Here is a 13,196-nt window from a genome sequence, read left to right as displayed (position 1 = left end):
ATAAAGCCAAGCCGTAAGTCGTTTGTCACCGGAACATCGGCTCAGCCTTCGGTCGCCTGGCGCACCAGGATCGGCGGCCTGGACGACTCTGCCGGCACCACCGCTCTGGCCAGCGGAACACCGCCGGGCACTGCCCCGCGCTCACGATCCGCGCTGCGATTGCCCAGCAGACTGGCCGTCGCAGTCTGCAGGTAGGCTTCCAGTTGGCGCTGCAACTGTGCCGTATCGCTATCCGGCGCAAGACGCTCGCCGTGCGGGTTGGCGCCCAGACGATAGCGATAGAGTCGCGCCGATTGTTCCTTCGGCTGCACCAGCACGCGGTCGCCGCGAATCATCGCCACCGTCTGGTCGCTGCCCGAGGGTTTAATGATGCCGAAGCCGGGGTCGTTCGCCGCCAGGCTGAGCAGATCGCGCCCCCAGCACTGGTGCCGGACCTCGCCACCAAGCCGGCCCATGATGGTCGGCACCACGTCGACCTGCGTCCCGACCACATCACGACGGCTGCCGAAACGCTCGGTAATGCCCGGCGCAATCAACAGCAGCGGCACGTTGAAGCGGAACAGGTCCATCTCGGTCACCTCCTCCGGCACCCCGAAGCCGTGGTCGCCGACCACCACGAACAGCGTCTGTGCGTACCAGGGCTCGCCACGCACCCTGTCGAAGAATTGCCCCAGCGCCCAGTCCGAATAGCGCATCGCGGTCAGGTGCTGATCCAGATTGCCATGCCCCTGTACCGGAGCGACCGGCAGCTGTTCCGGCAGCGCATAGGGCGTGTGGTTGGACAGTGTCTGCAGCAGCGCATAGAACGGTTTGCCGCGGTCCAGCTGACCCAGCTCCTCGGCCGCGCGGGCGAACATGTCCTGATCGGAGACGCCCCAGGTCGGATCCGCGACGACCGGATCGACGTAGTCTCCACGGCCGATGAAGCGGGTCATGCCCTGATTGCTGAAGAAGCCGGACTGGTTGTCCCAGGCGAAATCGCCGTTGTAGACATAGACGTCGTTGAACTGCCGCGCGCTGAGCAGTTGCGGCAAGCCGGAGAAACGGTTGCCGCCCTCAGGCGTCTGCATCAGGTACTCGAAGCCCGGCAGGTTGGGGAAGCAGGCCATGCTGGCGAACATGCCCTGGTGAGTGTGCGTCCCGTTGGCGAAGAAGCGGCTGAATAGCAGACCATCCTCAGCAAGCCGGTCGAAATTGGGTGTGATGCCTTCCCCGCTGCCCAGCGCGCCGACGAAGCGCCCGGCGAAGCTTTCCATCAGGATCACCACCACATTGCGCACCGGCAGCTGCCCGTCCACTGGCGGCCGGAAATCGCGGCGTACCGGCGCCAGCTCGGCATCCACCAGTTGGTCGTTGTCGGTCAGCAACAGCTCACGGGTGATCGACTGCGCCTGATCGCTCGGAAGCGTCGCCTTCCAGCTGTTGTCGCGGTGGCTGGACAAGCGGTTCCTGGCGGCATCATAGAGCGACAGTGTCGCATTCAGACCGAGGTGATTGGCGAACATCGATTCGGTAGTGAAGGCATCGCCCCAGCGCAGCGGCGGCCCCTGGCGCAACGTCCCGCGCGCGGCCACCACGCAGACCAGCACCAGCAGGGTGAAGACTGCCGTGCGGGTATACCAAGCCGCGCCGCCGCGGCTCGCGCTGGTCGAATGAAGCACCGGCGCACCTCGGGTCAGCCGCTCCAGCCACCGGAACAGGGCGAACATCGCTGCGCTCACCACGCCCCAGGCCGCCAGCAGCTGCAGCACCGGGAAGCCGTGCCAAAGCATGCTCAGCACGGTGGCCGGATCTTCCTGCAGGTACTGGAATACCAGGCTATTGAGGCGCTGATGAAACTCGCGATAGAAGTTCAGCTCGATCAACCCGAGTAGGATAGCCAGGCTGGCGCACACACTGACCCACAGCCGCAGCAGCCCGCGGGCGGCCATCACGCGCACGCTCAGCACGCCGAGCAGCAGCGGTAGCAGGATGTATACCGTCACCCGCAGGTCGAAGCGCAGGCCGTTGCCGAATGCCTCGAAAAAACTGCCCAGCGGTGTGCTGCCGATCAGCTCGCGGTTGAACAGCAGCAGCCCCAGGCGCAACAGAGCAAACAACGCCAGCAAGGCCAGCGCACTGGCAGACGTGAACCGCAGGTGCGCAGCCAAGCCATAGAAACCGGGCAGCGGGCGCTGTCGACCGGGTCGCCGCATTGAGGAAAGCATGGGGTACGTCCTTCAGGGAATCAGAATCACGGCCCAGACCAGGCCGATCAGGCACAGCGCCAGCAGTTGCGCGGCGCTGCCCATATCCTTGGCCTGTTTGGAAAGCGGGTGCAGTTCGAGGGAGATGCGATCGACCGTCGCCTCGATGGCCGAGTTGAGCAGTTCGATGATAAGGCCGAGAAATACCACGGCGATCAGCACCGCACGTTCGACGCGGCTGACATCGAACAGAAACGCCAAAGGAATCAGCAGCAGATTCAGCAGCACCAGCTGGCGGAATGCCGCTTCGCCCATATAAGCGGCCTTGAGACCTGCCGCCGAATAGCCGGAGGCGTACCAGATCCGCGCCAGTCCGCTGCGACCCTTCAGCGCCGCACCGTCAACTGGCACGTCAACGCCGCTTATGGCATCGGTAACCACGCAAGTCGGCTCAGACATCGCAGTGCAACTCGCTGAAGGTGCGGTGGGCGGCCAGCAATCGTTGCCAGTCCAGTTCAGGCATGGCCTGGCGATGACGTCTGAGCTGGCGCAGGTCATGCCGTGCCGCGGCGCTGCGACGAAGCCGGCGACGGCTCTTCTCCAGATCGAGCAGGGCAACCTCGACTCCAGCCGCGTCACCTTCGCCGTGAACCTTGACGAAAATGTGCTTGGGATAGCAGCAACCATGCTGCCAATGCGCCTGATGGATGCACCCGAGGCTAATGCCGACCGCAGCCAGCATGCGTTCCTGTACCGCCGTACCAAAGCGCTCGCCCAGGCCCTGTTGATACCAGTCTTCCAGGCTGATGAAGCCTTCCAGTTCCGCCGTCACCAGCAGCGCCTGCCACTGGCCGGCCAGTTGCCGGGTGCCGCAGTAGACAACTTCGGGTACCCGCACGCCGAGTCGGCCGATGGCCTGTAGCGCCTGAAGTTCACGCAGCACCGTGGGCCTGCCGAACGGATGCAGCCACGAGCGATACAGATGGCCGATCTGGCGTTTGCAGTACAGCAGTGGCTGCTGCGGATCGCGCAGCCGTATCCGTTGCACACCGCTTTCGCCGGCGCGGCGCTGATTGGGCTCCTCGACCCATTCGCCCTGGGTGTTCCACCAGCGTTGAAAGGTGCTGGTGCTCGCTTCACGAGCCGGCAATACGAGTGGTCGGCTCATGCTCACCCCCGCTTGCGCAGCACGTAGACCCGCCACATGGCGTAGCCCGGAAGGAAGTCACTGCGATCGAGGATATCGAAGCCGGCCTCGGCGAATTCCGCCTCGATCACTGAACGCTCGACAACGAAGCGGTTCTGGTTGTCCTTCGCCGGCCGACGACGCTCCAGGCGCTTGCGCTTCCAGGCCTTGTAGTTGCCATCGACCCACAGCGAGACGATCAGCGTGTCGCGTGTGACGCGGTGGAATTCGCGCAGCATCGCCAGCCGGTGCGCCGGATCGGCGATGTGGTGCAGCAGGCGCATGCAGAAGATGCTGTCTACCGCGTTGTCGCCCATGTCGATGGCGAAGGCCGAGGTCTGAAAGCTCTCGACCCGATAAAGGATCTCGCGCGGCTGCGCAGCCTCGGCAATCGCCAGCATGTCAGCCGAGTTGTCGGCGGCAAAGATCATCCGGCTCGGGTGCTCGGCCAGCAGCGGCCAGAAGCGCCCGGCGCCGCACGGCAGGTCGAGTACCAGATCGGGGTCGCCGGCGATCTTCAGCGCGCGCCGCGCCATCTGCTCATCACGCCAGTGCGACAGGCGCCGGGCAGGGCCGTCATGGTGTTTATGCAGGTATTCGTAGGCGTGCTGGCGGTCGTACTTGCGCGAGAACTCCAGTTCGATGGGGCTCGATGTCGTCATGGCGGGCATTCCGATAGGTAACGAAACACCACGCTATCGAGACGCGCATCAAGGCTCTGTCAAATGGATGTGAAAAAAACGTCAAACGCCATCGCTTTTCAGACGCACCTGGAAGCAGCTGCCCTTGGGCTCGCAAGGGGCTACACCCACTGACCACCCCTGATGTGTGCAGATACGCTTGACCAGCGACAGCCCTAACCCCAGGCCCTCCCCCCGGCTGTCGGCGCCGCGCACGAAGGGCTGGAACATGCGTTCCTGCTGCTCCAGCGGAATGCCCATGCCAGTGTCTTCGACGCGAAAGCCGGCGTTTTCGAGAATCAGCCGCACCGAGCCGCTGTCGGTGTAATGCAGGGCATTGCGCAGCAGATTGGACATCACCGAGCCAAGCAGCGTGAGGTTGTATTCGCCGCTGTCCTCGCCTTCGCTGACCACATTGAACGTCAGCCCCTTTTCAAGAAACAGCGGCGCCCAGCGCTCGCTCTGCTCCTGCGCCACGCTGCGCAGGCTGGCGGTGCCGGCAAAGGCGGTCTGCTCCGGCCGGGTCCGCGCCAGCATCAGGAACGTCTGCACCAGCTCGTGCATTTCCTGCGCGGCGCGCTCGATGCGCTGGGCCTGGGTACGCGACTTTTCCGGTAGCTCGGTCTGATCGAGCAGTTCGCAGGCGCCGAGGATGACCATCAGAGGGGTGCGCAGCTCATGGCTGACATCGCTGGTGAACAGCCGCTCGCGCTCCAGGCTCTGGCGCAGTTGGCCAAGGGTACTGTCGAACGCCGCCGCCACATGGCCGACCTCGTCGTCCGGATATTGCAACGCCAGTGGTGGCGCCAGCGGATGCAGCTGATCGCGATGACGAACCTGCTGCGCCAGGCGTGACAGCGGGGCCATGACTTTCCTCGCCATCAACCAGCCAAGCCCCCAGGCACCAAGGATGCTCAGCACGAATCCGGCCAGCACCACCATGAACAATGCGTTCTCGCGCGCCTCGAATTCATGCTGTTCCTCGACCAGCAGATACTTGGCGCCGTCGATTTCGCGTTGATAGACGTAGTAGGCATCCTCGTTACGGACCAGCTCGGTGAACCCATCGGCGAGTCCCCTGAACGCCTCGGGAATGGCGTAGCCAGGCAGGTTCGAGGCGAAGAATCGGGTGACCGCGTCGAGCCGTGGTGCGTCCCCGTGCACCAGGACGTCATTGAGCACACTGTCCAATTCGTGCCCCAGCTCCTGGGTCACCAGATGCTCCTCGATGAAATGCACGACCGCGACGATTCCGAGGGAAAAGGTCCCGCTGACCACCAGCGTCATCAGCGTGAAGGCGATGACGATGCGTCGCGCGAAGGGTTGCTTAGCCAGCATGCTCAGGCTCCGCGAGACGGAAACCGACGCCATGCACGGTGTGCAGCAGTGGTGCCGCGAACGGCTTGTCGAGTACCTGGCGTAGCTGGTGAATATGGCTGCGCAGGCTGTCGCTGTCGGGAACATCATTGCCCCAGAGCGCTTCCTCCAACTGCTCGCGCCGTACCACCGCCGGGCTTTTCTGCATGAGGATCGCCAGCAGTTTGTGGCCGATGGGATTCAATCGCAGCGGCTGCCCGGCGCGGGTTGCCTGGAGGGTATCGAGGTCATAGTGCAGATCACCGACATGCAGTTTGTGTTTGCGCGAGCCCTGGCTGCGCCGCAGGATCGCCTCGATACGGGCGACCAGCTCCGACAGCGCGAACGGCTTGATCAGGTAGTCGTCGGCGCCGGCACCCAGCCCTTGCAGCCGATCATTAAGCGCATCACGGGCCGTTAGCATGATGATCGGGGTGTCCCGCCCGGCATCGTCCCGCAGCCGTTTGCAGACCTGCAGCCCATCGATGCCAGGCAACATGATGTCCAGCACGATCAGGTCGTAGTGCTCGGTGGCAGCCAGATGCAGGCCGCTTAGTCCGTCCTGAGCGCAATCGACCACATAGCCTTTGAGCTCCAGGTAGTCCAGGACGTTAGCCAGGATGTCGCGGTTGTCTTCGATGACCAGAATGCGCATATCGGTTCGCTAGCAGGCAAATGACGGAATTTTCACGCCCTCTTTACGAAGGGCTCACAGGCGGGTGCGCAGACTTCGGCGCGTTCAATCTTGCCTGTGGATCATACGATGACACTCCTGCGCCATGCTCAACTTCGTTATCTGTCCCTGCTGCTCGGCCTCTGGCTGGGCATCTTCCTGATCACCCGTAGCGCCCTGCTTTTTGCCCACTGGCAGGAAGCCGCCAGCGGCCCCATCGGTCTATTGCGCGTCTATGGCCTCGGTATGGTCTACGACCTCACTTACCTGGCATTTGCCGCGCTTCCCCTTGGGATTTATCTGCTGCTGTGCCCAAAACGGGTCTGGGCCAGCCGCTGGCACCGCCGTTGGCTGACGGTGCTGATGGGCCTGAGCCTGTACGCCATGCTGTTCACCGCCGTGGCCGAATGGCTGTTCTGGGACGAGTTCGGTGTGCGCTTCAACTTCATCGCGGTGGACTATCTGGTCTACTCCGATGAGGTGGTGAACAACATCCTCGAGTCGTACCCGGTCTACGCGTTGCTCGCTTTGATCGGGCTGGTGGCATTGATCGCCACTGCCGCGTTGCAGCGCCCACTTAGTCGCGCACTGGAGTCACCGAGCCTACCCTGGCGCGGACGCGCGACGGCATTCGCCGGACTGCTGGCGACGGCCCTGGGCGCGGGATTGCTCGTGGGTCAGGACTTTCCGCGCGGCACTGGCGGTAATCCGTATCAGCGCGAGCTGGCGAGCAACGGCCCGTTCCAGTTCTTCGCCGCGTTTCGCAACAATGAGCTGGATTACCAGCAGTTCTACTCGACGTTGCCCGAGGTCGACGTTGCCGCAAGCTTGCGCGCTGAGGTGAGCGAGCCCAACGCCCGCTTCATCGGTCAGGACCCGTTGGACATCCGCCGCGTGATCGACAACCCCGGCCAGCTGCGCAAGCTCAACGTGGTGCTGATCACCGTTGAAAGCCTCAGCGCAAAATACCTCGGCAGCTTTGGCGACACGCGCGGGCTGACGCCCAACCTCGACCGGCTGCGCCAACAGAGCCTGTTCTTCAACAAGTTCTACGCCACCGGCACCCGCACCGACCGCGGCCTTGAAGCCATCACCCTGTCGGTGCCGCCCACGCCCGGTCGCTCCATCGTCAAGCGCATCGGCCGTGAAAGCGGTTTCGCCAGCCTCGGCCAACAGCTGCGGGCGCAGGGCTACGACAGCGTGTTTCTTTACGGCGGGCGCGGTTACTTCGACAACATGAGCGCTTTCTTCAGCGGTAACGGCTATCGCGTAGTGGACCAGAGCAGCGCGGACGAAGCCGACATCCACTTCAAGAACGCCTGGGGCATGGCCGACGAGGACCTCTATCAGCTGGCGATTCGCGAGGCGGATGCCGATTACGCCGTCGGCAAGCCTTTTCTCCTGCAGATGATGACTACCTCCAACCACCGGCCCTACACCTACCCGGACGGTCGCATCGATATTCCGTCCGGCGAGGGCCGTGAAGGCGCGGTGAAATACACCGACGCGACCATCGGCGAGTTCCTGCGCAACGCCCAGAGCAAGCCCTGGTTCAAGGACACCCTGTTCATCATCGTCGCCGACCACACGGCAGGCAGCGCGGGCTCGCAGGATCTGCCGGTCGCCAACTACCACATTCCTCTGTTCATCTACGGGCCGGAACTGGTCGAGCCTCGCGAAATCAACACCCTTGCCAGTCAGATCGACATCGCGCCAACGCTGCTCGGGCTGCTGAATTTGGACTATGCATCGACCTTTTTCGGCCGCAACCTGCTGCGGGACGACGCCAAACCGGGACGGGCGTTGATCGGGAACTACCAGCACCTTGGCCTGTTCGATGGCAAGGACCTGGCCATCCTCAGCCCCCGCCGCTGCGTACGCCGCCACGACGACGCGCTGCAGGCGAGCAACGAGTCCTCTGCCACGCCGGACGACCCGCTGGTGCGCCGCGACATCGCCTACTACCAGGGCGCCAGTTACGACTACGGCCACGCCCTGCTCGGTTGGAAACGCCCACAAACCACCGCCACCCAACTCAGCCAGCGCTGAACCTGTCGGCGCCCTTCGCGGCGCCTCTGGAGTAAAGATGTCCGTCGCGCCGAACACGCCTGCCGCGAGCCGCCCGTTCAACTTCGCCCTTGGCTTCGGCTTGCCGGGATTGTTGATGGTAGCGCTGCTGGTGGGCGAGCCGAGCAACCTCGACTTTGCCCTGTCGCACCTGTTCTATCAGCCCGGCGTCGGTTTCGTCGGGCGCCACAGCTGGCTGCTCGAAGACGTCCTGCATGACCGGATCAAGCAAGCGGTCATCGCGCTTGGCGTACTCGCCATCGCTGGTTTCCTGCTCAGTCTGCTGCCGACGCGGCTGGCCCCGTGGCGCCGGCCGCTGGGCTATCTGGTGCTGGCGTTGGGCCTGTCGACCAGCATCGTCACACCGCTCAAGGCGCTCACAGGCGTGCATTGCCCGTGGAGCCTGGTGGAATTCGGTGGTGCTGAAACCTTCACGCCGCTGCTCAGCGAGCGCGCGCCGACGCTCAAGCCGGGGCGCTGCTGGCCCGGCGGCCACGCCTCGGCAGGCTTTTCGCTGCTGGCGTTGTTTTTCATGCTGCGCGACCGCAGCCCGCGTGCCGCCCGGATCGCCCTGGCGACGGCGCTGGGGTTGGGAACGGTGCTGTCGATTGGGCGGGTGATGCAGGGCGCGCATTTCTTCTCGCACAACCTGTGGACGCTGCTGTTCGACTGGACGATCTGCCTGGCCTGTTACCGGCTGGTGCTGTATCGAGCGACACCGGTCGAGCGGCCGCTGCTCGCGGCCGAACCCGCGGGCTAGTCACCCGCGGCTGGCCTTGAGGCGCACCGGCTTGGTTTCGTGCGCCTTCCATGGACCACGAATGCGCTCAGCGGTGAAAAGCTTCTGCCTTGGCCTGATCCACATGGTGGCGCCATGCCCGGTCGCGATCACGTTCCAGCGCATTGCTGCGCCAGGCTGTCAGCCCACCGGTGTCAATTTGCATCGCCTGGCATTGGCGATAGCCGTCATTCCAACCCTCGGCGTACAACGGCTGGTCCATGTAGCGCGGGACGTCCTTGCGAAACTGAGCCAGCGCGCCGGCAGCCTGGCGGCCGCTGCCGCACCCGGCACGAAAGCCATCGGCATATGCGGGCGGGTATTCGTCGGCGACCAGCAGCTCCGATGCGTTCTGGCAACCGGTCAGGGAGAGTCCGGCGAGCATCATGGTTAGCAGTGCCCGACGGTGAGGTGAAGAACTGTTACGCCGATTACTGGCGCGTTGTGGACGCAAATGGCGAGAAGACATGAGATCACTCGGGCATGAGAAAACGAAGCCCTCGGCAAGCGCCAAGGGCCACCACGGCACGCTTCGAAGTCTGATCTGCGTGCTGTCAGGGTTTCGTCAAGCGGGCGTGAACGAAGTGTGAAAGCGCTGTCCGGCGTTAGCCCCCAGTACGACGGAAGCTGTAGAACAGATTGGGCTCGCTGACGACGAACAGCGTGCCATCGTTATCAAGGGTGACGCCCTCGGGATGCGGCGCAGAATGCCGCAGACCACCGAACCAGCGATTGAGGCTGCGATAGCTGAGCATGCGCCCGCTGTCGCTGAGTTCCATGAGCAAGCGCGACTCGTCGCTGAGCAGGATCAGGTGACCGGTAACGGCATCGAAGTGAATGTCTGACAGATCGGTGGCGAACACCTGGTCCGCGATCCAGTCGCTGCGGTCGCGAATGGTCAGCTGCAGCGGCCCCTCGAGGCTGGCAGCGACTCCACCGACCTCGTACAGCTGCCGAGGGTCGCGTTCCTTGACGATAAACAGCCGGTCGCCCGCTGCATCGTACGTCAGCCCTTCGAAGCCCTTGTTGCCGTTTAGGTTGATCCCGAGCGAGAAGAACTGCGCCTCGGACGCATCAATGGGTCGTGGCTGCGTCGGCAAGCGGAAGATGCTGATCTGTTGCGCTCGCTCATCGGACACGGCCACGCGACCGTGCCCCATGTAGGTCACGCCTTCGATGTCGCCGAAACCCTGCAGCGGATAGCGCTCGAGCAGCTCGCCGCTCTTGCTCAGCGCCACCAACTCAGTCGGCCCGCCGTTCACCACCGCTAGCAGGCGATCCAGATCCGCGTCATAACTGACCGCCGAGAGGTTCCGGCTGATGCCTTCTACCGGCTTGCCATCGATGGATACCGCATAGCCAGGCAACCAGCGGTTCGCCAGATCATGTTGAGTGACGTTCATCTGCCGGGTCAGGTTGAAGTACCAGCGCTCGTTCCAGTGCAGCGCTATTGCTGTGGCACCGAATGCGAACAATAGAGCCGTCAGGCCGACCCAGCGGTAGCGACGGCGGACCATCGCGCCCAGGCGTTGTCGGGTGTAAGAGCCTGCTTGCATCATCTCGGTTCTTTCCTCATCGCTAGCGCTGCCGCCTGTTCTGCACAAAGGAGCAATCGAATGTTCAGCCTGTCTCGCCTCACGTCGCGCCTGCAGCGCTGGGCACGCCAGCTCAAACGTGACGTCATGACGCTCTGGTGCTGTGCTCGCCACCCGGATACGCCCTGGTGGTTGCGGGGGTTACTGGTCTGTGTGGTCGCCTATGCCCTGAGCCCGATCGACCTGATTCCGGACTTCATCCCAGTGCTCGGCTACCTCGACGATCTGCTGCTGTTGCCCCTGGGCATCTGGCTGGCCATACGCCTGATGCCTCCCACCATCCTCAGCGAGTGCCGCGCTCAGGCACTTGACTGGGAAAACACGCCACGCCCGAACAGCCGGGCGGGCGCTGCAGCAGTCGTGCTCATCTGGGTGTTAGCCGCCAGCGCCCTGGCCTACTGGCTGAGCGAGGCGTGATCCACGCGGCCGAGCATAGCCAGGCACATGTGAAAAAATCGTCGTCAGCACGGATCGTTGCACCACGGCAACCGGCTTAAGGCTGCCTTAAGTTTGCGACCCAACAATCGCCCCAGGCTTCTAACCGAGGTTCCCCGATGGAACTGCCCTGGGTTGATCAAACTGACGTACTGGCGCGTATCGGCCGTGAGCCATCACTGACGCTGCAACTGGCGCAGGCCGATGCAGGCGAGCGGCGCACAGCGCTGGAAGACTTCATCCGCCAGCGTTTCGCCGAGCACTATCAGGCGCGGGTGCGTCATTTCATGCCCTGCCTGCTCGGCCTGCATGGCGACAATGGCGAGGTGCAGGGCGCGGTTGGCCTGCGCAGCGCCCGGCGCCGGCCGCTGTTTCTCGAACGCTATCTGGACGAGCCCATCGAGCAGGCCGTGAGCCAGCGCCATGGGCGTACGGTGCCGCGCGAGGAGATCGTCGAGGTCGGCAACCTCGCCGCCTTCGGCAATGCCTCGGCGCGCCTGCTGATCGTCGCGCTGACCGATCTGCTGGTCGCTCAGGGCTTTCGCTGGGTGGTGTTCACCGGCACGCCGGCACTGCTTAACAGCTTCCAGCGCCTGGCGCTCGATCCGCTGCCGCTGGGTCTGGCCGATCCGGCGCGCATGGGCGAGGAGCTGGCCGACTGGGGCAGCTACTACGCCTGCCGGCCGCAGCTGATGGCCGGCGAGATCCTGCCCGGCCACCAGCGCCTGCTGCAGCTCGGCCTCTATGCGCGACTCGGCTATCAGCCGCTGTTCGACACCACGGAGGCGCCCCATGCAGCCTGCAGCTGAACGCTTCTGGACGACACTCGACCAGCACGCCGGCATCGCGCTGAGCGAAGGGCCGCGCCAACTGAGCTACGCCGAACTGCGCCATGAGGTGGCCGCGCGCGCCAGCCATCTGCAACAGCTCGGCGTGCAGCGCGTCGCCTTGGCGCTGGATAACGGTGTGGAGTGGGCGCTGTGGGACCTGGCCCTGCTGCGCGCCGGGCTGGTCTGCGTGCCGCTGCCGGCATTCTTTTCCGCGGCGCAGCAGGAGCACGTGCTGCAGCACGCCGGCACCGACTGTCTGATCGGCACCGCCAGCCCGCTCAGCGAGCGCTGCGGCTTCCAGCAGACCGCCACTGGCCTGCTGCAGCGCCAGCCGGATGCCGTCACGCCGGTGCCGCCTGGCACGCTGAAGATCACCTATACCTCCGGCACCACCGGCCAGCCCAAGGGCGTCTGCCTGGATGCCGAGGCGCAACTGGCGGTGGCCGAGAGCCTGCGGCGGGCCAGCCTGCCGTGTGATGTGCGCCAGCATCTCTGCGTGCTGCCGCTGGCGACCCTGCTGGAAAACATCGCCGGGCTTTATGCGCCGCTGCTGGCCGGTGCACGGATCGAATTGCGCCCGCTGGCCGAGATCGGCTTCAGCGGCGCGGCGGGCTTCGAGCTGCCGCGCCTGCTCGCCACGCTAAACGCGAGCCAGCCGCACAGCCTGATCCTGCTGCCGCAGCTGCTGCTGGCGCTGGTCAGCGCGGCTGAGCAAGGCGTGCCATTACCCGCATCGCTGCGCTTTATCGCGGTGGGTGGCGGTCGCGTGGCGCCGCAACTGCTGGAGCGCGCCGAACGCCTCGGGCTGCCGGTGTTCGAGGGCTACGGCTTGTCCGAATGCGCCTCGGTGGTCTGCCTGAACACACCCGAGGCGCGGCGCATCGGCACGGTCGGCCGGCCGCTGCCACACGTCGAGCTGCGCTTGGCCGACGATGGCGAGGTACTGGTGCGCGGCCCGCATATGCTCGGCTACCTCGGCGAACCTCCGCAGGTCGGCGAGTGGCTGCCGACCGGCGACCTCGGCCACTTCGAGGACGGCTTCCTGATCCTGCACGGGCGCAAGAAGCATCAGTTCGTCACCGCCTACGGACGCAACGTCAATCCCGAGTGGGTGGAGGCAGAACTGGTACAGCAGGCAGCCATCGCCCAGGCCTGGCTGCATGGCGAGGCGCTGGCGCAGAACGTCGCCGTGCTCGTACCTCGCCGCCCCGAGCTGAGCGATGCCGAGCTTCAGGCAGCGGTCGATCGGGTCAACGCCGGCCTGCCCGACTACGCCCGCGTGCACCACTGGCTGCGCGCCGCTGAGCCCTTCAACGCCGGCAACGGCCTGGCCACCGCCAACGGCCGGCTACGTCGGAACGCCCTCTTCAACCATTACCAATCGGCGACCAACGCCGTTCCGTCCTGACT

At 64.7% G+C, this 13,196-nt stretch carries 13 protein-coding genes; 5 read left to right on the top strand and 8 right to left on the bottom strand.

Annotation, left to right across the window (positions count from 1 at the left end; genetic code table 11):
• Nucleotides 1–41: 41 nt before the first annotated feature.
• The 6 genes from ACSSNI_RS13985 to ACSSNI_RS13960 all read right to left on the bottom strand — a co-directional run bounded on the left by ACSSNI_RS13985 (nt 42) and on the right by ACSSNI_RS13960 (nt 6,063).
• Complete coding sequence (locus ACSSNI_RS13985; RefSeq protein WP_102838080.1) at nt 42–2,207, bottom strand: LTA synthase family protein; 2,166 nt, start codon at nt 2,205–2,207, stop codon at nt 42–44.
• Between the two features lie 12 nt (nt 2,208–2,219).
• Entirely contained in the window at nt 2,220–2,645 is a 426-nt protein-coding gene (locus ACSSNI_RS13980; RefSeq protein WP_234484520.1) for a diacylglycerol kinase, read from the bottom strand.
• Complete coding sequence (locus ACSSNI_RS13975) at nt 2,638–3,354, bottom strand: lipopolysaccharide kinase InaA family protein (RefSeq protein WP_102838081.1); 717 nt, start codon at nt 3,352–3,354, stop codon at nt 2,638–2,640. Before ACSSNI_RS13975 ends, ACSSNI_RS13980 begins: the two co-directional genes overlap by 8 nt.
• Before the next feature lie 2 nt (nt 3,355–3,356).
• On the bottom strand, nt 3,357–4,034 hold the full coding sequence (locus ACSSNI_RS13970; protein ID WP_102838082.1) for a class I SAM-dependent methyltransferase: 678 nt from the start codon (nt 4,032–4,034) through the stop codon (nt 3,357–3,359).
• A gap of 81 nt (nt 4,035–4,115) precedes the next feature.
• On the bottom strand, nt 4,116–5,390 hold the full coding sequence (locus ACSSNI_RS13965) for a sensor histidine kinase (RefSeq protein ID WP_014821491.1): 1,275 nt from the start codon (nt 5,388–5,390) through the stop codon (nt 4,116–4,118).
• Nucleotides 5,380–6,063, bottom strand: coding sequence for a response regulator transcription factor (locus ACSSNI_RS13960; RefSeq protein ID WP_014821492.1), 684 nt, complete (start codon nt 6,061–6,063; stop codon nt 5,380–5,382). The genes ACSSNI_RS13965 and ACSSNI_RS13960 overlap by 11 nt, the downstream gene beginning before the upstream one ends.
• Before the next feature lie 108 nt (nt 6,064–6,171).
• Between ACSSNI_RS13960 and ACSSNI_RS13955 the strand changes: the two genes are divergently transcribed.
• Together ACSSNI_RS13955 and ACSSNI_RS13950 are read left to right on the top strand one after the other, a co-directional pair.
• On the top strand, nt 6,172–8,130 hold the full coding sequence (locus tag ACSSNI_RS13955; RefSeq protein ID WP_102838083.1) for an LTA synthase family protein: 1,959 nt from the start codon (nt 6,172–6,174) through the stop codon (nt 8,128–8,130).
• Nucleotides 8,131–8,167: 37 nt separating this feature from the next.
• Entirely contained in the window at nt 8,168–8,908 is a 741-nt protein-coding gene (locus ACSSNI_RS13950; protein WP_102838084.1) for a phosphatase PAP2 family protein, read from the top strand.
• A 67-nt stretch (nt 8,909–8,975) separates the two neighbouring features.
• Here the strand turns inward: ACSSNI_RS13950 and ACSSNI_RS13945 are convergent, their stop codons facing one another.
• Nucleotides 8,976–9,314 (bottom strand): hypothetical protein, encoded by a 339-nt coding sequence (locus ACSSNI_RS13945; RefSeq protein ID WP_102838085.1) that lies wholly within the window; start codon nt 9,312–9,314, stop codon nt 8,976–8,978.
• A 217-nt stretch (nt 9,315–9,531) separates the two neighbouring features.
• Nucleotides 9,532–10,485 carry an SdiA-regulated domain-containing protein gene (locus ACSSNI_RS13940; RefSeq protein WP_102838086.1) on the bottom strand — a complete coding sequence of 318 codons (954 nt, stop codon included), beginning with the start codon at nt 10,483–10,485 and terminating at the stop codon, nt 9,532–9,534.
• A 57-nt stretch (nt 10,486–10,542) separates the two neighbouring features.
• On the opposite strand from ACSSNI_RS13940, the gene ACSSNI_RS13935 reads away from it, so the two are divergent.
• The 3 genes from ACSSNI_RS13935 (at nt 10,543) to ACSSNI_RS13925 (ending at nt 13,194) form a co-directional block, all read left to right on the top strand.
• Complete coding sequence (locus ACSSNI_RS13935; protein WP_102838087.1) at nt 10,543–10,938, top strand: YkvA family protein; 396 nt, start codon at nt 10,543–10,545, stop codon at nt 10,936–10,938.
• 137 nt (nt 10,939–11,075) lie between these two features.
• Nucleotides 11,076–11,765, top strand: a complete 690-nt coding sequence (locus tag ACSSNI_RS13930) for a thermostable hemolysin (RefSeq protein WP_200638253.1) — start codon at nt 11,076–11,078, stop codon at nt 11,763–11,765.
• Nucleotides 11,749–13,194: an AMP-binding protein gene (locus ACSSNI_RS13925; protein ID WP_200638251.1), complete on the top strand. Its 1,446-nt coding sequence runs from the start codon at nt 11,749–11,751 to the stop codon at nt 13,192–13,194. Before ACSSNI_RS13930 ends, ACSSNI_RS13925 begins: the two co-directional genes overlap by 17 nt.
• The last annotated feature ends 2 nt before the right edge of the window (nt 13,195–13,196 follow it).

Source organism: Stutzerimonas tianxiuensis (genome assembly GCF_053470365.1).
This window is presented reverse-complemented; position numbering and strand designations above follow the sequence as displayed.